Source organism: Umezawaea sp. Da 62-37 (genome assembly GCF_032460545.1).
Taxonomy (GTDB): Bacteria; Actinomycetota; Actinomycetes; order Mycobacteriales; family Pseudonocardiaceae; genus Umezawaea.
The window spans coordinates 9,793,076-9,814,789 of sequence record NZ_CP135965.1 but is presented as its reverse complement, the minus strand read 5'-3'; the positions used below and the strand labels follow the sequence as shown (position 1 = coordinate 9,814,789).

Genomic DNA, 21,714 nt, shown 5'->3' with positions numbered 1-21,714 from the left:
TCACGGGTGACGACCTCCTGGCCGTGCGTGGTGGCCGCCGCCACGGCGGGCATCCTCGTGGTCGGGGTGTCCTACCGGCTCTCCGGCTCCGGTTCGCCCGCCGCCCTGTACTACCCCGTGTTCTGGGCCGGGATGCTGATCGGCGCCGTGCCGGTGACCGGGCGCATCGCGACCGGGACCCGTCCCCAGGCGATGTGGGGGCTGCTCCTGCTCGGCGTGCTCACCCACGCGCCCAAGTTCCTGCGCAACCCGGACGCGCCGAGCTACCACGACGAGTACGCGCACTGGCGCCAAGCCGTCGACGTGCTGTCCACCGGAGAGCTGCTGCGGCCCAACGCGATCATCCCGATCGTCCAGTTCTACCCCGGCACCTCCGGACTGACGGCGGGGGTGCAACGGCTCAGCGGGCTGTCGACGTGGTCCTCCGGCCAGCTCGTCCTGCTCGTCGCGCACGTGCTGGGCCTGTTCGCGGTGTTCGTGCTCGCCCGGACACATTTGGACACTCGTGCGGGCGCGGTGGCCTCGGTGGTCTACGCGCTGAACCCATCAGCGATGTACTTCGACACCCAGTACGCCTACGAGGGCATCGCCATCGCCCTGTTCCTTTGGATCCTGGCGCTCACCAGCCTCGGCGCGCGGGCACGGGGCAGGCATCGGGCGGGCGCGGTCGTCGGCGCGCTGCTGTGCGCGGGCGCCTGCGTGGTCACCCACCACCTCACCACCCTGTTCCTGGCGCTGCTGCTGTTCGTTGTGGCGCTGCTGGTCTCGGTGCGCGGCCGGATCACGCGCCGCAAGCCCTCGCCCGAACGGGCCGACGACGGCGGGACCGGCGTCTGGTGGCTCGTCTTCGGTGCCACCACCCTGTTCGCCGGGCTGTGGGTGGCGTTCGTCGCGCGACCGACAGTCGACTACCTCTCGCCGTACGTGGGTGGGTCGGTCGACCAGCTCTCCGCGGTGGCCGCGAAGACCGGCGCCGGCCGCCAAGTCCTCGCGCCGACCGTGCAACCGCTGTGGGAACGCGGGCTGACCGCGCTCGCCCCCGTGGTCGTCGGTCTGATGTGCCTGGCACTGCTGGGAATCATGCGCCGTGAGCACCGCGGATGGCGCACCGACACCCTCGCGCTGATGGCGTTCGGGTTCGTCTACTTCCCGTCCGTGCTGTTCCTGCTCGCCCCCTCGGGCGCGGAGGGCGCGCGCCGGTCGTGGGCCTTCAGCTACGTCGGGCTCGCGCTCGTGGCCGCGTTCGTGGTGCCGAGAGGCCGGGAACGGGTCCCCCGGCGCTGGTGGGCGCGGACCCCGTTGCTGGCCGCGTTCTTCGTGGTTTTGCTGATCGGCAACGTCGGCGGCGGGCTCAACGACCCGTACCGGTTCCCCGGCCCGTTCACCTGGGGCACGGACACGAACTCGGCGAGCGCCGAGGCGCGGACCGTGGCCGAGCAGCTCGCCGCGCAGGCGGGTCCGGTCAGGGTCGTGGCCGACCGGTACACAGCGTTGCAGCTCGTCGCGTACGGCGGGTTCGGCGTGGCAGCGCCGTCGACGGGCTTCCCTGCCTGGGAGCTGACCCAGTCACCCGAGGACCCCGACCGCAAGCTCGCGGGCGACCTGCACAGCTCCGGATACGACTACCTGGTGGTGGACACCCGCATGGCCGATCGCCCCGCCTTCAACGGCGACAACTACGGACCCGGCGACCCGCTGCTCTACGCGGCTCCCCCGCGCGCCCACCTGGACCGGCTCGACCGGGTCCCGTGGGCGGCCCGGATCATCACCACCGAGCACCTGCGGGTCTACCGGCTCGACCTGACCCTGCTCGGCGCGAAGACCGGGAGCGGGTCGTGACCGCCTCCGCCGCGCGTGCCGTGTCCGCTGCGCGGAACAGCACGGTCGTGCTCGGCGCGGCCGTGGTGGGCGCGACGGCGCTGGTGCTGCTGGACGCGCCCGCCGTGCTGCGGTCCGTCGTCGCGCTCCCGGTGCTAGTGCTCGTTGCGGGCGTCTCCGCGACCGGATTGTTGTTCGGTCGCGGAGCGCCCGCCGGTGACACCTCCGACGTCGACCCCGTGCTGCGACTGGTCCTGCCGGTCCTCTTCGGACTGCTGTCGCCGCTCGCGGTCGTGCTGGTGCTCGCCGTGATCGGCGCGCCCATCGGCACCGCGGGCGTCGCCGTGGGCACCGGGACCACCGCGCTGCTGCTGCTCGGGGCCGACCGGTGGTCGGCCCCGCACGCCGAGGACGCGCCGCGGGTCCGGGCCCGTGCGGCGGTCCGTCGCGCGGCCGGGCCGGTGCTCGCGGCGGCGGTGCTCGCCGCGGCGGTGGCCGGTGCCGCCGCGATGCTCCCCACGCGGGTGGAGAGCTACGCGCAGTTCGCGTTCGAGGAGCCCGGCCTCGTCGCGGGTCGACCGGTGGTCGTGCAGCCCGGAGCACGGGTCGTGCTGCGGTGGAGCCTGCGCGGCTACGGCTCCGCGCTCCCCGCCGCCGAGCCGCCGATCACCGTCACGGTCGGCGGAACACCGGCCGCCGACGTGGACGCGGTCGTCGGCACCAGGGAACCGGGCACCGCGCAGGGCGTGGTGGACGCACGCCACGGCACGGTCGCGTTCACCGCTCCCCCGTCCGGTGGGCTCCACGACGTGGTGGTCGTCGTCGGGGACGGACCCGCCGCGTCGGAACTCACCATGCGGCTGGCGGTCGGGCAGTGAGCGCGGGCGAGCCCCTGAGCGGGCCGCTGTCCCCGCCCGCCGGGCTGTTCACCCGGTTCACCGGTGACGCGATGCTGCGCAACTCGCTCGCGATCATGGCGACCAGCGTTGTCACCTCCGCGTTCGGCTACGTGTTCTGGCTGATCGTCGCGCGCCGCTCCAGCGCGAAGGTCATCGGCGCGGGCTCCGCCGTCACCAGCGCCCTCCAGGCCGCGGCGCTGTTCGCCGCGGTCGGCGCGGCCGCGGCGATGATCGAATGGTTGCCGCGCAGCCGGTCCGAGCGGGAATGGCGCCGTCGGCTCACCGTCGGCGTCGTGGTGGCCGTGGTCATCGGGATGGTCGGCGGCGCGCTGGTCGTCGCGGTGCTGGGCCACCAGTTCGGCACGCTGCCCGCCTTGCGGACTGCGACCGGCGGCGCGCTCTTCTGCCTGGGCACGGTGTTCTTCGCGGTCGGCACGGTGTACGACTACGCCGCGGTCGCCGAACGCAGCGGCTCGCTGATGCTCGGGCGCAACGCCTTGTTCACCGCGGGCCGCATCCCGCTGGTGCTGGCGCCGTGGCTGCTTCCCGGCACCGATGACCAGATCCTCACCGCGTGGACCGCGGCGGCGGGCCTGTCGCTCTCCTTGGGGCTGCTCGGGTTCCGCCGAGGCGCGCACGGACGTTCACTGCGCCCGGTCTTCGACGGCTTCACCGCGTCCCTCCGCGAGATGCGGTCCTCACTGCTGGGGCAGCACATGATCACGATCGCGGCGATGCTCGCCACCTACCTGCTGCCGATCGTCGTGGTGGCGCGGACCTCGGCCGCGGACAACGCCTACTTCTACGCCACCTGGATGCTCGGGGCGGTGTTCTTCATGATCAGCCCCGCTGTGTCCACGGCTCTGTTCGCCGCGGGCGCCGACGACCCGGCAGCCATAGCCGCGGCGGCCAGGCGCAGCGGGCTGATCACCGCGGCCCTGCTGGTGGTGCCGATCGCGGTGTACCTGTTCGGCGGACGGCTGCTGCTGTCGTTGTTCGGCCCGGAGTACCCGGAGCAAGGGCACGCCCTTCTCGTCCTGCTGACGTTGTCGGCCATCCCCGACGCGGTCACGAACATCGCCGTCGCGGTGCTGCGCGCTACGAACCGGCTGCAGTCCGCGTTGTGGCTCAACACCTCCATGCTGCTGGCCAGCCTGGCGGCCTCCTGGTTCCTGCTGCCCCGCCTGGGCATCGTCGCGGTGGGCCTGGCGTGGATCGGCGCGCAGACCGCCGGCGCGCTGTCGGTGCTGGTGTCGTGGCGCCGGATCACCACGGGGACGGCCTCGTGAGGATCCTCCAGGTCACCGACAACTACGCGCCCGCGATCGGCGGCCTCGAACGCACCGTGCAGGGCCTCGCCCGCGAACTGGCCGCACGAGGGCACGAGGTCGAGGTCGCGACCCTGAGCCGCCCCGACGCGCCCGACGTCGAACAGGAAGGCGCGGTGACCATCCGCAGGCTGTCCGGGCTGACCAGGCACCTGCGGCGCTTCTCCACCGATCCGGGACACCACTTCCACCCGACAACGGCCGACCCGCAACTCGTCCGGCGCCTTCAGGAACTCGTCGACGCCACCCGTCCCGACATCGTGCACGCCCACGGCTGGATTCTGCACTCCTGCCTGCGGCTGCGACTCCCGGCGGGCTCCGCGCTGGTGGTGAGCCTGCACGACTACAGCCTGGTGTGCGCGAAAAAGACGATGACCCACCTCGACGAGCTGGACTCGGCGTGCTCCGGCCCGTCGACACGGCGGTGCCTGAGCTGCGCCAACGCCTCCTACGGCGCGGTCAAGGGCACCGCACTCGCCCTCGGCCTGGTCGGGAACGGCAGGCGGTTGGACCGGGTGTCGATGTTCCTGCCGGTCAGCGCGGCCGTCGCGGGTTCCTGCCTGGCGGGGATCGCCCCAAGCCGCGTCAGGGTGATCCCGCCGTTCGTGGCCGATGACGTCGCCACCGCCTCCGGACCGCGTCCGGATTTCCTGCCGGACGGGGATTTCGTGCTGTTCGTCGGAGCGCAGGGCGTGCACAAAGGACTCCGCGTGCTCGCGGAGGCCCATCAAGGCATGGCGGTTCCCGTTCCGCTGGTGGTGATCGGGCCGCGGCGGGCCGACGCTCCCGAGCTGTCGGGGACACCCGAGCGTCCGGTTTTCGTCCACAATGGCCTGCCGCACGCGCGGATCATGGCGGCGTTCGCGGCCGCTACCGCGGTCGCGGTCCCGTCGCGGTGGCCCGAGCCGTTCGGCCTGGTGGCCGTCGAGGCGATGGCCGCCGGTACCGCCGTGGTCGCCTCGCGGGTCGGTGGGCTCGCTGAGATCGTCGACTACGGAGTCACCGGCCTGCTGGTGGAACCGGGAGACGGCAGGGCGTTGTCGGATGCGCTCGACAACCTGCTCGCCGACCCCGTGCGACGGCATGCCATGGGCCTTGCCGCCGCGGCGCGTGCCATGCGGTTCACCGCGGGAGCCGTGCTTCCGCGGGTGATCGACGCGTATCGGCGGGCGCGGGCGATGACCGCCGTCTGATCAGGCGGTTCAGCCTCGGCCCAGGCGCACCAGTTCGGCCGCCTGTTCGGGGAACCACAGTCCGGACTTCGGCTCGCCGCGCCCGCAGTCACCGTCGGACTGGCCGGGATTCTTGATCCAGAGATCCGCGTCGTCGTGCACGGCCGCGGTGGTCGCGGACGGAGGGGCGCCGATGGCGCGCCCCGTGGGATTGCACCAGTTCAACGGGCCGTCCGGAGCCGGGCCGAGCCCGTTGCGCGAGACGTCGACGACATAGTGGGCGCCGTCGAGCAACGCGGAGACCTCCTCACCGTAAGCCTGTTCCTCGGCGGTGGTGAAAAAATTGGACACGTTCAGGCTGAAACCCCTGGCGTGCCCTATCCCGGCGCGGGTGAGCCGCCGGGCGAGTTCCTCGGCGCCGAGCCAGCGAGAGTGGCCGGCGTCGAGGTAGACCGCTGTCGTTCGGTCAAGTCCGAGTTGCTCGACGGCGTCGGCGAGCATGTCGTAGCGGGCGGCCCGCTTGGCCTCGTCGAGGCAGTCGGCGGCGGTGAGCGCGTCGGGTTCGACGACGACCGCGGCCGGACGACCGCCGATCCCGGCGCGGATCTCGCGGATCCAGTCCGAATACGCGGTCGTGCTGTCGAACCCGCCCGCGGAAAAGCCGCCGCAGTCGCGATCGGGAATGGCGTACACGACCAACACCGGCATCGCGCCGACCTCGACAGCGGCGCTCACGTGGTCCGAGACGGCCCTCCGGACGACAGAGGCCGGGGTGGTCTGAGTAAACCACTTGGCTTGCGGTACGGCGGCGAGCACTGCGGCGACGGCATCCTCCGGATGGAGGTGCAGAGCATTACGGGCGGGGCTGGCCGGATCCATGTAGAACTGATGTCCGGCCAGCGGGTTCGGTGTCTTCGAGGGGGCACATGCAGTGATCGGTGTGGTCAGAACGGTAAGTAGTGCAGCCCATGTGACCAAGAAGAAAAGTATTCGCATGGAAGTCCCCGATCCTGCTTTGGTTGCGGTCCATCATCGAACCACAATCGGCAGCCAGCAAGCCAACTGCGCAGAAACCCCATGGGTTTCGTCCAACCCCGCCGAACCATGCCAGGCGAACACTCCAACATCGACACCCACTACAAAACGGAAAAATATTACAGCACGATGGCACCAGATTTTCCCATTAACCGCTCATCATAAAAAGGTGCGGACTCGAACATTACCGAACTATGATCAATTTGACCGAGACGCAGAGCGGTCGACCGTATGCGAGAGTGTGACCAACGACAACTTTCCGCAAATGATGAATACCATTAACGCAAAATGCGACTATCCCTAGTGTTTACAACCGAATTATTCTTCGATGACGAATCGAATGGTCGACGACATCGGCGCAGTCTCGAAAGATGATCGCATAGACATCAGGTCCGGTTGCCACGGTCCCGGCAATTATCACGTGGTCGACCGAACGGAGACCAGGCGCATTCCATGCGACGACAACGACCCGGCCAGACATGGCGTTGACGAGCGATCGGCAACTTCCGCCTGCCCGCCAGTACGGAACTGGGCAGCAAAGCCGAGTCCTAGAGCGTGGACGCCCTCTGGTATCGAAATTGCGCCCCCGACTATCACAAGCAGCGCTGATCACCAGATGATTGTGGACACAGTGAGCCTTTCCCGGTAATGGCCAGTGGCGCTGTGTGACAGTGCTCGGGTAGCCGGAACCGCGGCAGGACCGACCTGCGGTCAAGATAGGCGTGAAGCCCCTGGTAGGACTGTTCTCACCACAAGATCGAGTCCGTAGAACCAGAGGCTTCACGTGAGTATCAGTGTCACATACACCGGTGTGTTGACCATGAACAGGAACACCGTCGAGTTCCTGTCCGCGCTGCTGTCCGCGCAACGGCGTCGCCGCCGTACCCGGCGCGGTCGACGCGCTCTGGGCTGTTTCACCCAGGCCGTGCTGGTCATCCGGTGGTTGCTCGACGGCACCCGCGTCGCGCAACTGGCCCGCGACAACGGTATCGGCGGCTCGACGTCCTCCCGCTACCTCCACGAAGGCATCGACGCCCTGACCGCCCACGCGCCCGACCTGCACACCGCTTTGCAGCAGGCCAAAGACGCCGGACTCACTCACGTCAACCTCGACGGCGTCGTCATCCCCACCGACCGTTCCTCCGTCCCCGGACCCAACGGACACGACCTCTGGTGGTCGGGAAAACACAAGCACCACGGCGGCAACGTGCAGGTCGTCTCCGCCCCGGACGGCTGGCCGCTGTGGATCTCCGACGTACGACCCGGCCGCGAACACGACCTCACCTGCGCCCGCCACCACGGCATCATCGCCACCCTCGCCGACGTCCGAACCGACCTGCCGACCCTCGCCGACCTTGGCTACGAAGGCTCGGGCGACGTCCTGCACGTCCCGATCAAGAAACCCGCCGACGGCACGACACTCACCGACGACCAGAAGACCTTCAATAAACTTCTGCGCGGTACCCGAGCCCTGGGCGAACGGGCAAACGCCCTGCTCATCATGCGTTTCAAGGCGCTGCGCCGGGTCAGTCTCGACCCCTGGCGGATCGGAGCGATCACCCAGGCCGCACTGGTCCTGCTCCACCACGAAAGCAACCGGACCTGGTGATCTCACCCAACGTGATCAACGCTTACCGGGAAAGGCTCAGTGCGGATAGTAGGCTGGTGTCGATCGCCAACCGGGACGCACCGGGAAGGCGTACCTCACCTGCCGCACGCAAACCCGCGCTTGTGCGGAGCCGACGTGACCCTCGTCGCGAACCAGTGTCTGTTGTTGCGGCGCCAGGAGACTGACAACTGACTCACCGGTCAACAGGGCATGCAGGTGCGCTGCCCAAGAGTTGCGGACGGTCATCCATGCAAACCGTTACTCATCCGATCGGGTGATACGAGGACGGTTGTTCATGCTGATCCCGATCGTCAAACAGACAAGATCCTATTTCTGTTTTCTCCTCTCCCATCGGGGAACCGCATACGGGACTTCACCCAAGGCCAGCTACGGTTCCTCGCCTTGGTGCAGCAGGGTGGAGTTCGGCATGCGGAGGGGTGAGCGGCCGGTGTTGGTCAGCCACCAGCGCCCGTCAGGTGCTCGAGCAGGCCGTGCCTGCGGCTGACCATCACGTCGTTCTCGCCGACGCACACCTCCACCTCCGGCCGGTTGCGGCCGAACCGGAGCTGGCCGCGATCGCACGGGTCGATCGTGACGCCGCCCGCCAAGGTCAGCACCGACAGCGCCCCCGGCGCGACTCGGGTGGCGCCCAGCGCCAGACACCACCGGGCGATCGGCACCACGGGCGTGAGTGGCACGTTGGCCTCCTCGCGTCGGAGTCTCGTCTTCGCCGATGACGATATCCGGGGTCGTGCGGGACCGGTCCCGACGCGGTTGTGACCGGTCCGAGGACATGATGAAGGACGCGATCGCGCACGTAGGTCAGGAACTCACACGGTGAGGTGAATATCGCTGATATCTTCCCGGTGATGTCTGGTGACGAGTTAGTGGCGCAGCGTTATCGCCTGGAACGGCGGGTCGGCACCGGTGGGATGGGCGAGGTGTGGCTCGCCACCGACGAGGATCTCGGACGGAAGGTGGCACTGAAGCGCTCCCACGCCGACGACGACGGCGGGCAGATGCGGCACGAGGCCCGCATCGGTGCCGGGCTCCAGCACCCCAACGTGATCTCGGTGTACGACACCGTTCTGCACCACGGCACGAAGTGGCTGGTCATGGAGTACCTGCCCGCCCGCAGCCTGCGCGAGATCATCCGCGACGACGGGCCGCTACCGCCGAAGACCGTCGCGGTCGTGGGCGCGAACATCTCCGCCGCACTGGCGGCCATGCACGAGCGCCGCATGATCCACCGCGACGTCACCCCGGCCAACGTCCTCGTCACCGACGACGGCACGGCCAAGTTGACCGACTTCGGCATCTCCCACTGGGCCGAACTCACCCGCACGGAAGGCGGCCAGATCGTCGGCACCCCCGCCTACATGGCGCCCGAAGTCGCCCGCGGTGAGCAGGCCCGCAGCGCGTCGGACGTGTTCTGCCTCGGCGCCACGCTGTTCGCCGCCGTGGAGGGCCGCTCGCCGTGGGGACACCCCGGACCCGACCCCGACGGGCAGCTGCGCCGGGCCAGGGCGGCCGAGCTGGAAACCGCGGTCCAGGCGGGGCCCCTGGCGCCGGTGCTTGGCGCCCTGCTGGCCCTCGACCCTTCCGCCAGGCCGTCCGCGCCGGAGGCCAAGCGGATGCTGGACGCCGTGAGCGGAGTGGTCGTCCCCTTCGTGTCGCTGTCCGGCTCCGTGCCCACCACCCCGGCGCCCACGGGCACCACGGTCGAGGACCCGGCGCCCACGGGCCCATGGCGTCGCAAGCGCGGTGTGCTCATCGGCGCGGCGGCACTTGTCACGGTCCTCGCCGCCGCGGCGGTCGTCCACCTCAACCGCGACTCGAACGCCAACGCGGGCACCGGGCAGGGCGCGGTGCTGGACGCCCGCACCGCCGACCCGTGTTCCCTGCTCGACCGGTCGTCGCTGTCGAAGTTCGGCACCGGCGCGGTCCAGTTCGACTCCGAGTACGGCAGCTTCAACCGGTGCGGCCTCACCGTGCGCCTGAGCCAGGCGGATTCGGACATCGCGTACGCCGGTCTCCTCATCGAGCGCATCCCGTCCTACGAGGCCCCCAGCCACCCGCTGGGCATTCTCGGCCCGATCGAGACACCGGCCGAGCGCCCCGACGGGTCCTGCCACCGCCCGATCCCGTTGCCCGACGGGAACCGCGTGCGGATCGAGGCGTACAACCAGGGTGCGCGGCTGGTCGAACCGTGCGAGGTCGCCGAGGCCGTGGCCGGACCGGTGCTGGACAAGCTCCGCGGGGGACCGATCCCCCGCCGTGCCGCGAAGTTCGCCGACTGGTCGATGGCCAACGTGGACGCGTGCGCCACACTCGGCGATGCCGACCTGGGTCTGGTGTTCGGCGCGGACGTCCCGAAGGCGGAACAGGAGCTGGGCAACTGGATGTGCTCCTGGGACAAGGGGCCGCTGGAGGTGACAGTCGTGTTCACCCGCGAGTGGCGGGACGACGGGGACGACGGCGATCAACCAGTCCGGATCCGCTCCCGGACCGCCGCCGTGCACACCACGAACAACGGGTGCGCGATCAGGATCCGCGGTCGCGAATACGAGAAGCCCACCGACATCACCAACGAATGGGTGGAACGGGCCGATGTCGAGCTGAGTTCCAACGACCCCACGACCACCCCCCAGAGCTTGTGCGACCAGGCGAAGGTGCTCGCCGTGGCGGCGGAGACCCGGCTGCCCGAGGTCTGAACGTCCCCACCACCGCCGGGACCCCTCCCTTGCGTTCCTTGCCATGCTCGTCGTCGTCCCGGCCGGTACGACGAGGGTGGGGACAGCACGAATGTGCGTCCTGCGGCCGGGACTTCCGGCGGGCGGGCGCGGTCGAGTCGGGCGACCGGCCCCGTCCGCTCATGCCTGTCCCGTCGCGGCTGCCCCCCTCGGGACAGCCGCGACGGGACAGGCACCTCTCGGGTCAGCGGCGCCAGAAGGACTTCTCGCGGTCGGGCGCCGTACCGGTGAACGCGTCCAAGACGCGGGTCGTGTCGGTCCACAGCGCGGTCATGTCGTCGCCCGCCTTGAGCTGGGAGATGCGGGGACCGGGTGTGCAGATAGGCGTTGGTGACCAGTTCCACGGCCACCAACAACACGTCGTCGACCACCCACGACGCCACCACCGTCGCGAGGTGGCCGCACAACCCCGCCCGAATCGCCCGCAAATCGATTCGCTGCTCCAGCCCGCACTCCCACGGGACCGCAGCCAAGGTCAGCACCTGTTCCGCCTCGGCGACATGACCTCGACCGCGTCGAGTGCGACCGCGACGTGGAGATTCTTGGGGATGTCGACGCCGATGATGACAACGCAGGTTGCAGACACGCGATTCCTGTCCGATGTAGACGGTAAGGGAAAGCGATCGGCGGTCCGCCCACGGACAGGACACTCACCATGCAGGGCAATGCCCCTAAGGATGTCCCACCATGGAACCCATGGGCAGGAAGAAGCGGCGACCTCGTCGGTCGTTCACCCCGGAGTTCAAGGCCGAGAACGCCGTAGGTTCGGGTGGAGGCATTGCGGCGCGGCTCCCGGGAAATCATCGAGGCATCCCAGCCAAGCTGCCTGCCGATCGCGCGCACCCCGAGACCTTGAGCGCGCAGCAGCGCGATGTCCTCACGCTCGACGAACGACAGGTACCGGCCGGAGACCGTTGTGGACAGTTGCGGGTTCACTCCACCAGCGTGACAGAACCACCGGTAGCCAACCGGCGCCGACACCCTGGTCGCCTCCGACGCCCCGTCGGTCAGGACACCGGGGGCGATCGAAGCCCAGAACCTGACGCGGTCCCCACGCCAGGCGACCGTCGGACGACCCGGTGAAGGGATCTGCCCGCGGTACTCGCGAACCTGTCTCTGTCCCAGTCCAAATGTTCTTCGGGCGCGTCTGACCTGAGACCCGGTGCGCCGCCGGCTCAAATGGACCCGCTCCGAGGCGTCATTGACGAGGGTCCGGCCGGCCGTCGTCTCCCGGTCAAGCATGCCCTTCCGCGGGGTGCGGCCCCTGATGATCACGCGATCCTGGCTGACCGCGCGCGACTGGTGATCATCAGGGAGTCCACGGAGATGACGGTCGGCACCTCGGGTGGCAGGCCGCAGGCGTGTGGCCGAGCAGGTGGCCCGGAGCGCTGGCGCACAGACACCCGCCACTCGACCTCCCCCCGGTGGCGGAGTCGGACGTCCCACTGCCCTTCGCCGTACCGGACCTGGTCGACGACCGCCACCGCGTCCTCGGCGCGATCACCCAGGTGCTCGCGCAGGGCCAGTTCGGCGGCCTGCCCCTGCCTGGTCCAGGTCGACCTCCCCCGGCAGTTGTCGGTGACCATCCTTCCGGCCTCCGCCTCCGCCAGCACGTGGTCGCAGGCGGCTACGTCCACCCGTCCGTAGCAGTAGCCGGTCGGCAGCAGGAGAACGGTCGGGGCGAACCTGTGCCCGCCCAGGTGGCTCGACTCCCAGACGCTGCCGGGGTGCAGCGTCGACAGGGCGGACGCCAGCGGCCGTCCCGTCACCGCGCAGCAAACGTCGCGCCGACCGTTGGTGCACACCAGCACCAGAGGATCGGTCGTCGACTCGCCCGCGCCGGACACCGTGGCCGACAGGTCCAGGTCCAGCAGTTCACGTGGATCGGACACGGTGGTGTGGCGCAACCAGCTGCGACCGGGCATCGTGGACGCGAAGTAGACGTTCCGGGTGCCCGAGGACGACCGGCTCCTGCCCGGCCGCCTCAGCAGCACCACTCGAACACCGGCGGCGTCAGCGCGACGCCGGAGTTGCTCGGCGACGTCGGTGTCGAGAGCGCTGTTCCACAGGGCGTCCGCACCCCAGGGCCCTGGTTGCTCGACGCACAGCCACCTGCTCGCGTGCGCACTCGTGCCCGCCATCGGCTCAGCCGTCCGTCGTGCCACTTCCGAGCACCTCATCGAATTCCCCCGAATAGGTTCCAGCAGCGGCGAGCTCTCGCTCCACTCGCAGGCCGTCGCAGTGATCAACCTCGACTTGTCAGCACGCGAATCACACCGAATCGCGATTCGGTTTTCGACATCAACGTGAAGGGAGTTCTTGACGCGAGGAAAATCGCCAGTGGACAATACTCTCATCACCACCTGGCGACCGTCACTTTCGACTGAATTCACCAGCCCGAGAGGCTCACTAGGCGTTACCCGAGTATGTCATGCCTACTCAGGTTGTCCTAACCCTTCCCCTTCGTCCGACCACGGGTGACAGAGCACATCCACAAACAACTGCTCCCCGGAAGTCGCAACCGGGAATCCCGGTCCGACTTCCGGGGAGCGGTTCACCCGGCGAAGATTCGTCCAAAGGTCACTCGTAGATCGTTGCGGCTAATATTAGGTGGAGATGTGCTCCTTGTCCCTGTCGTGAGGATGTGCCGTGCCGAGGTCGTCGTTGCCGTCGGTGGTGTTGAGTGCGGATGAACGCGAGTGGCTGACCAGAGTGGTCAGGATCGGCGCGCATCCCGCGCAGGAGGTCCGCAGGTCGCGGATCCTGCTGGAGCTTGACGAGAACGGTCGCGAGCCCGCAGGCCGCCGGGAGATCGCCGGGAGGGCGGGGGTCGACCCGCAGACGATCACCAACGTGGCCAAGGCATATGTCGAGTGCGGTGGCGATGTCGTGGTGACGATTCAGCGTAGGAAGCGCCTCACGCCACCGGTCGAGTCGAAGATCACCGGCGAGGTTAAGGCCCGGCTGATCGCGATGGCGTGCTCGGTCCCACCGGCAGGGTATGAGCGGTGGTCGCTGCGGCTGCTGGAGAAGCACGTCCTGCTCGCCGAGGACATCCCGGACCTGGACCACACCACCATCGGCCGCGTCTTAAAAAAACGAAACTGCGTCCTCGTCTGAGGAAGTGCTGGACGATCCCGCCGAAGGCGAACGCGGAGTTCGCGGCCCGCATGGAGGACGTCCTGTCCGTCTACGCCCGGCCGTACGATCCCACCCGCCCGGTGGTGTGCATGGACGAGAAGCCCTACCAGCTTCTCGATCACGCCCGTGATCCGCTTCCGGGCCGTCCGGGTCGCGATGCCCGTCAGGACGGCGAGTACGTCCGCTGCGGCACCTGCTCGATCTTCGTGTGGGTCGAGCCCCTGCGTGGGTGGCGCCGTGTCCACGCCCTCGCGCAGCGAACCAGGATCGACTGGGCAGGGCAGGTCAAGCAACTACTAACCGCCGACCACCCCGACGCCGAGACCGTGGTGCTGGTGATGGACAACCTCAACACCCATGGCATCGCCTCGCTCTACGAGGCCTTCGCACCCGACGAGGCCTTCACCCTGGCCCAGCGCCTGGAGATCCACCACACCCCCAAACACGGCTCCTGGCTCAATCATCGCCGAGATCGAACTGTCCACACTGGCCCGTCAATGCCTCGACCGCCGCATCAGCGACATCGACGTCCTCAACACCGAACTCACCGCATGGCAACACGCCACCAACGCCGACCAGCGCCAAGTCAACTGGCAGTTCACCACCGACGACGCACGCATCAAACTACGCCACCTGTACCCAAAAAATTAGCCGCAACGATCTACTCGTCCGGTTTGACCGGGCCCTCGGTGTCGATCACGCGCTTGTTTCCCGGAAGCGAACGGTGGCGTCGATGTGGGGGTGGCGGGACTTGAGGAGGTCGACCGCCCAGACGACCAAGGCGCAGGCGGCGAAGCCTGCCCCGAGGAGGCTGGAGTCGACCCAGCCATAGGCGGCGAAGACGGCGGTGGTCGTGGCCGCGCCGAGGGCGGAACCCAGGGAGTAGAAGACCATGTAGGTGCCGATGGCGCCGCTGACACGGTCCGGGTAGGCGACGGTCAACACGTGCTGGCTGCTCACGTGCACCGCTTGGACAGCGAAGTCGAGGAGCACGATGCCGACGAGCGGGATCCACAGCGTCCAGGACAACTGCGCGATAGCCGCCCACGAGAGGATGAGCAGGGTGAGCGCGAAGCCGGTGACGGGGCTGGCGCGCCCCGCGTCCGCCCACCGACCGGCGCGGGCGGCGCCGAGCGCACCCGCGAGGCCGACCAGGCCGAACAGACCGACCTGACTCTCACTCAGGTGCCACGGCTGCTCCGTCAACGGCAGGGACAAGCCGCTCCACAGGGTGCCGAACGAGGCGAACAGGAAGAACGCGATGAGTCCGCGCGTCAGGAATGTGCGCTGTCCGAGCAGTCCCCCGAGCGCGGCCACGGCCTGCGCGTACTCCGCAGGCCTGGTGGGGCGTTCCTCGGACGGCAGCAGGAAGACGACCAAACCGGCGAGAGCCAGGGACAGCACCGCGAGCACGAAGTAGATGCTGCGCCACCCCCACACCTGGGCCAGCGCGCCGGTCACGACCCTGGCGCCGAGGATGCCGACCACGACGCCCGAGGTCACCACGCCGATGGTGCGCCCGCGTTCGCCCGGCGGGGAGACCGAGGCCGCGTAGGCCACCGTGGTCTGCACCACGACTGCGAACAACCCGGCCGCCGCGAGGCCGAGGAAGGCGACCCACGCCGTGGACGCCAGGGCAGTGATGCTCAACCCCACGGCGGTGATCGCGAGGTGGACGGCGATCAGCTTGCGCCTGTCGACGACGTCACCGAGCGGTACTAGCAGCACCAGTCCCACCAGGTAGCCGAACTGGCCTGCGGCGATGATCCAGCCGGTCAACTCCCTGGGCAGGCCGAGGTCACCCCCCATCGGCCTCAGAACGGGCTGGGCGGCGTAGATGCTCGCCACAGCGACACCGCACACAACAGCCAGCAGTAACCGGCGCCACGCATTCATCGCACTCCCTTCCAAACGGTTGCAAAATGCAACTGTTTGAAGTGTACGACACCCGTGGCCCGATACCCGCACTCACCGGGATCCACCGCGTCCGCACACATCACGAGACAGTCGCGAAAGCTTTTGCCCACCGGGAATTCCGGATGACCGCGAGCTGCGAACTCCCATCACGGGACCCCGCAGGCCCCGCGCCCCGCCTCTGCGCCGTGCGACGGCGACCCGGGTGGTGGCCGCACGAGGGACAGGCGGGCGCGGGTGGTCGGCAACCGCTCCGCGGACCAGGCTCGACGCGGGCGCCGCGGGCAGGGCGCTCAGGCCACCGGACGGCCGATCTTCCAGGCACCGGTACGGCCTCGACAGATCCCCGCCGCCCAGCGTTCCTCCGACCCGTCGAGTCGGGGTGATCGGACACGATCACCCGGCGTTGGCCAAGCCTCGTACGCCGGTGCCCGGCCTGCGGGTCAGCTCGGCACGCAGCAGGTCCAGCCCCATCGGTCCCAGGTCCAGAGCGCGCTGGTGGAAGCTCGCGAGGTCGAACGCTCCCCCGCTGTGGCGGCGGGCCTCGTCGCGCGCCTCCAGCCACACCTTCTCGCCCAGCTTGTAGGCGATGGCCTGTCCGGGGCGCCCCAGGTACCGGTCGACCTCGAACTCGACGAACCCCGGCGAACCCAGCCCGCAGCGCTCGGTGAGGAACTCGCGGGCCAACCGCGGCGTCCACCGCTCACCCTCGTGGAACCCGGTGCCCGCGGGGATCGGGAGCCGCAGGTGCAGCCCGATGTCCAGCACGATCCGCGCCGCGCGCAGCTGCTGGCCACCCGCCAGCATCCCGAGCCGGTGCGCGGGGTCGGCGAAGTGCCCGAGCTCGTCCATGAGCCGCTCGGCGTAGAGGCCCCACCCTTCGCAGTGCCCGATGTGCAGCTCGCACGAGAGGCGCTGGAACCGGTTGAGAGTGGTGGTGTTGAGGGTCGTCACGCCCAGTTGGAGGTGGTGGCCCGGCACGCCCTCGTGGAACACCGTGCTGGGCACCATCCAGGTGGGGATCGGGGCGTCCCAGTCGGGCACCGGCCACCAGACGGTCCCAGTCCGCGAGAGGTCCTCGCTGGGTGCCGAGTAGTGGGCGACGCCGTGCCCCGAGGTGATCCGACACTCGATCCGCCTCAGTGACTCGGGGATCGTGAAGTGCGTTCCGTGGAGGTCGGCGATGGCGCTGTCGGCGAGCGCCTGGACCAGGTCGCGGAACGCCCCCGCGCCCGTAACCTGGTAACGGGGATCGTTGTCCAACGCCGCCATCACGGCGGCGACGGGCTCGCCGGGAGCGATCCGCGCCGCCTCGACCACGATCTCCCGGCGCACCCTGGCGAGCTCCTCCCAGCCCCACTCGTAGGTCTCCGACAGGTCCAGCCGGGTGCCGAGGAACTCCCGCACACCCAGCTGGTAGCGGTCCGCGCCCACCGCGTCCTGCTCCGGCGCCTCCGCCGCGAGGTCCTCCGACAGGTACACAGCGAACCCGGCCAGGGCCTCGTTCGCGGTCGCCACGGCCTTATCCACGGCGTCGCGCACCGCCCCGTCGCCGCTGCCGACGGGCAACCCGGCGAGGTACCGACGCAGGTCCCGGCAGTCCTCGGCGTTGCGGACCACCTGGCGGCGAGGCGCGACCCGGCCGCGGTCGTACGCGGCCACCAAGCCCTCGCGAAGCCCGGCCAGCGCCTGCGGGACGGCCCGCAACCGCGCCACCATCGTCTCCCACACCGTGTCCGCGCCCTGGTCCAGCACCGCCACCGCCTGCCGAACCCGCTGCACCGGCCCGTCGATGGTGTCCAGCAGCGTGCCGTAGGCGTCGGCGTCGACCAGGGCGACCTCGGTGGCGAGCCGCTCGCGCAGCACCGCCGCGGCAACCCGCTCGGCAGCGTCCGCGACCGGGGTGGCGTCGACCGCCAGCAGCATGCGCCGGGCGAGTTCGGCGCGCGCCCAGGCCGCCTGCGGGCCGAAGTCGGTCAGCCGCCGCTCCTGTCCCGCGATGCCCATTGCCGCCGCCAGGCACGGGTCCAGCACGGCTACCTCGTCCACGTACCGGTCCGCGAGGTCGGTCAGCTCGGTCCTCGGCGGGGGCGGTGCGTCCCCGTGCTTCACACCGGGGTCCGTTCGACGGGGGCGGGCGCGTGAGTGCGGACCGAGAGGGAGCCGAAGAGGTCGACGATCCAGTCGCGGACCTCCTCCGAGGTCTCCCCCTCGACGACTCCCGCCAGAACCGTCTCGCCCGCCTGGTAGGTGATGTGGTCGGCGGGCGACGTCCCCGGCGGCAGCTCGTTCCAGGTGACCACGCGTGGGCTGGAGCGGAACGGCGCGGCCCCGTCGAGGCCTCGGAACTCCAGTCCGACCAGGTGGTGACCGGGGTGGACGAACCAGCCGTACCGGGACTGGTCGGCCGACGGCGAGGGCAGCGCCTCGGCGACCGACTCGCCGAGCGCGATGCGAAGCTCGACGGACGGCAGGTGGACGCCGGTGGCCAGCTCGACGGTCGACACCACGTCGGCCCCGCCGACCCGGTTGCCGACTTCGAGGAACACCGGTGTCCCGTGGTCCAGGATCGCCTCCAGGTGGAAGCTGCCGTTCTCGATCCGCACAGCCGCCAGTGCACGAGACACCCAGTCGCGGATCTGCGCGGAGAACTCGATCTGGAACGACCCCATCGGCGCGCCCTGCGCGTACTCCAGGCACGTGCCGACGTACTCGCTGGCGCACAGGAGCAGGACCTCGCCGCCCTGCACCAGGCCGTCGAAGTGCCGGATCGGCCCCGCGACGAACTCCTCGACCTCCCAGTCCGCCAGGTCGGTGCCCGCGTCGACCTGGGCGATGCCCGTGCGGCCCCCGTCGATCGCATCGAGTGCCTGGCGGGCGGACCCGAACACGAGCACGCCCTCGCTGGACGCGCCGCAGTTGGGTTTGAGGACGGTGCTGCCGGGCCACGGCGCCCGGCCGCGCTGGTGGAGGAAGCGGGGCAGCGGCAGGAAGCGCGGCACGCGGATGCCCGCCTGCTCGACCGCCCGCTTCATCAGGGTCTTGTCACGGGCGAGGGCGACCTGCTCCGGGACCGCGCCCGGCACGCCCAGGTGCTCGCGCAGCTGGGCGGCGTCCAGCAGCTCGTACTCTGACATCGAGATGACCAGGTCGAAGTCGCGGGGTTCCTGCGCCAGCCAGTCGCGGGCCTCCTCGAAGGCCGGGGCAAGGCCGGGACGGCTCACCCGCTTGCAGCGCAGGCCCGGCGGCAGGGTATCCAGCGCCGAGTCGGTACCGAGGTAGGTGATGTCGTGCTCGTCGTGGGACACGCCCCGGTCGTACTCGATCTTGAAGTAGGGCACGCGGTGCAGGATGAGGATCCTCATCGGGCTCTCCTGACGGAGTCGGCGAAGGAGGTGGCGAGGGCGTGGTCGAGGGCGACCGACCAGGCGTGCCGCAGCACGGGGACGAGGTCGCGGATGTCGACGCTGTCGGCGAACAGGATGACGCACGCCTGTGCGGCGAAGTCGGCGTTGTCACGGGCCACGGCGTGCAGGTCCCGACGACCGGAGGACAGCCAGGAGAACTCGCCGATGGCGAGCTGCCCGTCGGCCAGGCTGAACCGCTCGGCGGTGGCCGCGACGGCCTCGGCGAACGGATCCGAGTCGACCGCGATGTCGGTCGGGGAGAACGAGCGGTCGCCGCTAACGCCGAGCAGCACCGTCGCCGCCGAGCAGCCCGGCACCAGCGGCCCCGCGTCGGCGGCCGCGCCGAACGCCGTGTCGACCCAGTGGTGGTGCAGGTCGATGCCGTAGACCCACCGGGCCAGCATCCAGATCCGCATCCCCCCTGGCCGCCTGTTGGGCTCCACGATCGCGGTGTGCAGCCCGTCGTCGCTCAGCTTGATCTCGTTGTGGAACGGGCCGTCGCGCTGACCGACCAGCCAGTTCGCCTGCCGCCCCGCCCGCTCCAGCGACACGCGCTCGTGCTCGTCGACCACGGCGGGCAGCACCTGCGCGACCTCCACCGGGTAGCGGCCCGACGCGCTGACCTTCTCGGTGAGGAACGACAGCGGGCCCAGGCCGTCGAAGGAGTACTCGCGCCGGTACGGGATGAGCTCCTCGCAGATGACCCCGCCCTCGACGTAGGGCAGGACCTCGGCGAACACCGTCACCAGGTCGTCGCCGGGCAGGACAGCCACGACACCCCGGTTGTTGCCCTCCGCTGCGGGTTTGACGACGAAGCCGCCGGGATGCGCGTGGGCGAAGTCGGTCAACTGGTCGAGCGAGGCGATCTCGGCGAACGCGGGCACCATGACGCCCTGCGCCACCAGCAGGTCGGCCACCCGCGCCTCGGCCACCCTGTAGACGTGCTTGGAGAAGGCGCCCCCGGCCAGCAGCGGCGAGTCGACCGCAACACCCAGGCGCCGCAGCAGTTCGGCACCGCTGCGCACGGCGTTGTCGGAGAAGACGATGCCCGCCCCGATCCTGTCGCGCCATACGTCGAGCGCTCTCTCCGCGCTCTCCGCGAAGTCCTCGCGCAGCGGGTCGAGGTCGATCACCACGTCCGCGACGGCGTCGTCGGCCGCAGTGGGGTCGGCGCGGATCAGGACCACGGTGGCGCCGTGGCGCTCGCGCGCGTGGTCGCACAGGTGGCGGACCTCGTCGATGCGGCTGAGGTTGTAGTCGACGACGAGCAGGATCGGCCCGGTCACCGGTTTCCCACTTCGTACTCGATCCGGATCGCGCGCTCGGACGCGGGCATTAGCTCGGGCAGGAGCACGTTCCGGTCCTCCTTGTCGATGCGCCACAGCACTTGCCCGAGGAACACCTCGCGCGAGGACGTCTCGACGACGTCGCCCGCGGTGAGCAGGACGTGCGACAGCACCGGCTTCAGCGGGAGGTCCTCGTCGACCCATACCGCGCGGATGGTGCCGGGGTCGGCGAAGAAGACGCGGAAGAACGTCGTGGTGCTGCCTGGCGCGGTGCCGTCCTCGGCGTACGACATGCCCTTGATCGCCTTGAGGAACCCGGCGGGCCTGTGCGCGGTGAGCAGGGAGTCCAACCAGAAGTCGAGCATTCCGGGACCGCCGGTCTGCTCGGCCACGCTGGGCGAGATGAGGCTGCCGCCGACGCGCGGGTTGACCTCGATCAGGTCCCAGCCCGACTGCGCGTGCCGGGCCTCGACGTGGAAGCAGCCCCACCGCAGCCCCAGGGTGTCGAACACGGTCGCCACCCAGCGCAGGCCCTCGGCGGTCTCCTGTCGGGACAGGCTCGTGGGCGGGCTGACGCAGGCGTTCTCCAGCACGGTGCCCGCCGTCTCCGTCACCTCGCACTTCTCGTGCACGGCGACGACGTTCAGGGTGCCGTCGACGACCACCACCTCGAAGCTGAATTCCCGACCGTCGACATAGTCCTCGACGAGGAACTCCACGCAGAGGTCGTCATCCGGGTGTGCGTCGAGGGTGAAGGCGCTGGCGTAAACGACGTCGGAGCGCGCCTCTGCGGCGATGCGCTCCACGTCGGCCCAGGTCGTGCCGGGGCTGAGGGGAAACGTCCCGAACGAGGCGATACCGCTGACCGGTTTGACGAAGTGGCGGCCGCCCTCGCGGTGGCGCTCGGCGAGCGTCTCACGGGTGAGCGGCACCGCCCGTGCCCGTGTGAGGCCCGCATCGGCGAGGCGGTTGCGCAGAGCCAGTTTGTCGCGCAGTCCCAGTACCTGCTTCTCGTCCAGGTCCGGTGCGCCGAGGCGGGCGTTGGCTAGCGCCATAAGGTGCCGGTAGCCCTCCCACACGGTGAGGCAGCACAGCGCGGACGCGCCCACGGCCTCCAGGTGGTCGAGGTAGTCGTCGACGTCGCGCCGGGTCAGCACGTGCCCGTCGGTCACCCGGACGTCGTCGGCCAGGCCCGCCAGCACGGCGGACCTCGTCTCCTGGTGCTGCGGTTCCGGGCGCGAGCTGAGCAGGTAGACCTTCACCCCTCGTGCCGCGACCGCGCCGACCAGGTCCTCCATGAACGAGAACCCGACATGGCTGAGGAGCAGCACCCCCATAGCGTTCTCCATGAT

The 21,714-nt window shown here is 69.7% G+C and carries 16 protein-coding genes and 1 pseudogene; 8 read left to right on the top strand and 9 right to left on the bottom strand.

The window, feature by feature from the left end; translation table 11 throughout:
• The first annotated feature begins 6 nt into the window (after positions 1-6).
• The 4 genes from RM788_RS44365 to RM788_RS44350 are packed head-to-tail and all read left to right on the top strand — an operon-like array spanning position 7 to position 5,238.
• Positions 7-1,839 (top strand): ArnT family glycosyltransferase, encoded by a 1,833-nt coding sequence (locus RM788_RS44365; protein ID WP_315926630.1) that lies wholly within the window; start codon positions 7-9, stop codon positions 1,837-1,839.
• A complete protein-coding gene (locus RM788_RS44360; RefSeq protein WP_315926628.1) occupies positions 1,836-2,696 on the top strand; it encodes a hypothetical protein in 861 nt (286 codons plus the stop codon). Before RM788_RS44365 ends, RM788_RS44360 begins: the two co-directional genes overlap by 4 nt.
• Positions 2,693-4,006, top strand: coding sequence for a lipopolysaccharide biosynthesis protein (locus RM788_RS44355; protein ID WP_315926626.1), 1,314 nt, complete (start codon positions 2,693-2,695; stop codon positions 4,004-4,006). The genes RM788_RS44360 and RM788_RS44355 overlap by 4 nt, the downstream gene beginning before the upstream one ends.
• A complete protein-coding gene (locus tag RM788_RS44350; RefSeq protein ID WP_315926624.1) occupies positions 4,003-5,238 on the top strand; it encodes a glycosyltransferase family 4 protein in 1,236 nt (411 codons plus the stop codon). The genes RM788_RS44355 and RM788_RS44350 overlap by 4 nt, the downstream gene beginning before the upstream one ends.
• A 9-nt stretch (positions 5,239-5,247) precedes the next feature.
• On the opposite strand, the gene RM788_RS44345 is transcribed toward RM788_RS44350, so the two are convergent.
• Positions 5,248-6,096 carry a glycoside hydrolase family 6 protein gene (locus tag RM788_RS44345; protein ID WP_315926622.1) on the bottom strand — a complete coding sequence of 283 codons (849 nt, stop codon included), beginning with the start codon at positions 6,094-6,096 and terminating at the stop codon, positions 5,248-5,250.
• A 976-nt stretch (positions 6,097-7,072) separates the two neighbouring features.
• On the opposite strand from RM788_RS44345, the gene RM788_RS44340 reads away from it, so the two are divergent.
• Positions 7,073-7,861 carry an HARBI1 family protein gene (locus tag RM788_RS44340; protein ID WP_315926620.1) on the top strand — a complete coding sequence of 263 codons (789 nt, stop codon included), beginning with the start codon at positions 7,073-7,075 and terminating at the stop codon, positions 7,859-7,861.
• 455 nt (positions 7,862-8,316) lie between these two features.
• On the opposite strand, the gene RM788_RS44335 is transcribed toward RM788_RS44340, so the two are convergent.
• A complete protein-coding gene (locus tag RM788_RS44335; protein WP_315926618.1) occupies positions 8,317-8,559 on the bottom strand; it encodes a hypothetical protein in 243 nt (80 codons plus the stop codon).
• Positions 8,560-8,730: 171 nt separating this feature from the next.
• Between RM788_RS44335 and RM788_RS44330 the strand changes: the two genes are divergently transcribed.
• Entirely contained in the window at positions 8,731-10,575 is a 1,845-nt protein-coding gene (locus tag RM788_RS44330; RefSeq protein ID WP_315926616.1) for a serine/threonine-protein kinase, read from the top strand.
• A gap of 801 nt (positions 10,576-11,376) precedes the next feature.
• On the opposite strand, the pseudogene RM788_RS44325 reads toward RM788_RS44330, so the two are convergent.
• Positions 11,377-11,739: pseudogene (locus tag RM788_RS44325) on the bottom strand (helix-turn-helix domain-containing protein); the annotation flags it as partial.
• A 146-nt stretch (positions 11,740-11,885) separates the two neighbouring features.
• Positions 11,886-12,779: a ferredoxin family protein gene (locus RM788_RS44320; protein WP_315926614.1), complete on the bottom strand. Its 894-nt coding sequence runs from the start codon at positions 12,777-12,779 to the stop codon at positions 11,886-11,888.
• A gap of 484 nt (positions 12,780-13,263) precedes the next feature.
• On the opposite strand from RM788_RS44320, the gene RM788_RS44315 reads away from it, so the two are divergent.
• Together RM788_RS44315 and RM788_RS44310 are read left to right on the top strand one after the other, a co-directional pair.
• Positions 13,264-13,734 (top strand): helix-turn-helix domain-containing protein, encoded by a 471-nt coding sequence (locus tag RM788_RS44315; protein ID WP_315926612.1) that lies wholly within the window; start codon positions 13,264-13,266, stop codon positions 13,732-13,734.
• The gene (locus tag RM788_RS44310; protein ID WP_315926610.1) at positions 13,623-14,510 is read left to right on the top strand and encodes an IS630 family transposase; all 888 of its coding nucleotides are present in this window, start codon (positions 13,623-13,625) and stop codon (positions 14,508-14,510) included. Before RM788_RS44315 ends, RM788_RS44310 begins: the two co-directional genes overlap by 112 nt.
• On the opposite strand, the gene RM788_RS44305 is transcribed toward RM788_RS44310, so the two are convergent.
• The 5 genes from RM788_RS44305 to RM788_RS44285 all read right to left on the bottom strand — a co-directional run bounded on the left by RM788_RS44305 (position 14,452) and on the right by RM788_RS44285 (position 21,711).
• Complete coding sequence (locus tag RM788_RS44305) at positions 14,452-15,651, bottom strand: MFS transporter (RefSeq protein ID WP_315926608.1); 1,200 nt, start codon at positions 15,649-15,651, stop codon at positions 14,452-14,454. The genes RM788_RS44310 and RM788_RS44305 overlap by 59 nt on opposite strands.
• A gap of 414 nt (positions 15,652-16,065) precedes the next feature.
• The gene (locus RM788_RS44300) at positions 16,066-17,781 is read right to left on the bottom strand and encodes a DUF885 domain-containing protein (RefSeq protein WP_315926606.1); all 1,716 of its coding nucleotides are present in this window, start codon (positions 17,779-17,781) and stop codon (positions 16,066-16,068) included.
• The gene (locus RM788_RS44295) at positions 17,778-19,034 is read right to left on the bottom strand and encodes an ATP-grasp domain-containing protein (protein ID WP_315926603.1); all 1,257 of its coding nucleotides are present in this window, start codon (positions 19,032-19,034) and stop codon (positions 17,778-17,780) included. The genes RM788_RS44300 and RM788_RS44295 overlap by 4 nt, the downstream gene beginning before the upstream one ends.
• Positions 19,031-20,362: an ATP-grasp domain-containing protein gene (locus RM788_RS44290; RefSeq protein WP_315926601.1), complete on the bottom strand. Its 1,332-nt coding sequence runs from the start codon at positions 20,360-20,362 to the stop codon at positions 19,031-19,033. Before RM788_RS44290 ends, RM788_RS44295 begins: the two co-directional genes overlap by 4 nt.
• Positions 20,359-21,711 carry an ATP-grasp domain-containing protein gene (locus RM788_RS44285; protein WP_315926599.1) on the bottom strand — a complete coding sequence of 451 codons (1,353 nt, stop codon included), beginning with the start codon at positions 21,709-21,711 and terminating at the stop codon, positions 20,359-20,361. The genes RM788_RS44290 and RM788_RS44285 overlap by 4 nt, the downstream gene beginning before the upstream one ends.
• Between the last annotated feature and the right edge of the window lie 3 nt (positions 21,712-21,714).

Bases quoted from the DNA above. Each gene is read 5' to 3' on its own strand.
- RM788_RS44305 (WP_315926608.1), bottom strand. From the start codon at position 15,651: ATGAATGCGTGGCGCCGGTTACTGCTGGCTGTTGTGTGCGGTGTCGCT.
- RM788_RS44345 (WP_315926622.1), bottom strand. From the start codon at position 6,096: ATGGATCCGGCCAGCCCCGCCCGTAATGCTCTGCACCTCCATCCGGAG.
- RM788_RS44285 (WP_315926599.1), bottom strand. From the start codon at position 21,711: ATGGAGAACGCTATGGGGGTGCTGCTCCTCAGCCATGTCGGGTTCTCG.
- RM788_RS44295 (WP_315926603.1), bottom strand. From the start codon at position 19,034: ATGAGGATCCTCATCCTGCACCGCGTGCCCTACTTCAAGATCGAGTAC.
- RM788_RS44340 (WP_315926620.1), top strand. From the start codon at position 7,073: ATGAACAGGAACACCGTCGAGTTCCTGTCCGCGCTGCTGTCCGCGCAA.
- RM788_RS44330 (WP_315926616.1), top strand. From the start codon at position 8,731: ATGTCTGGTGACGAGTTAGTGGCGCAGCGTTATCGCCTGGAACGGCGG.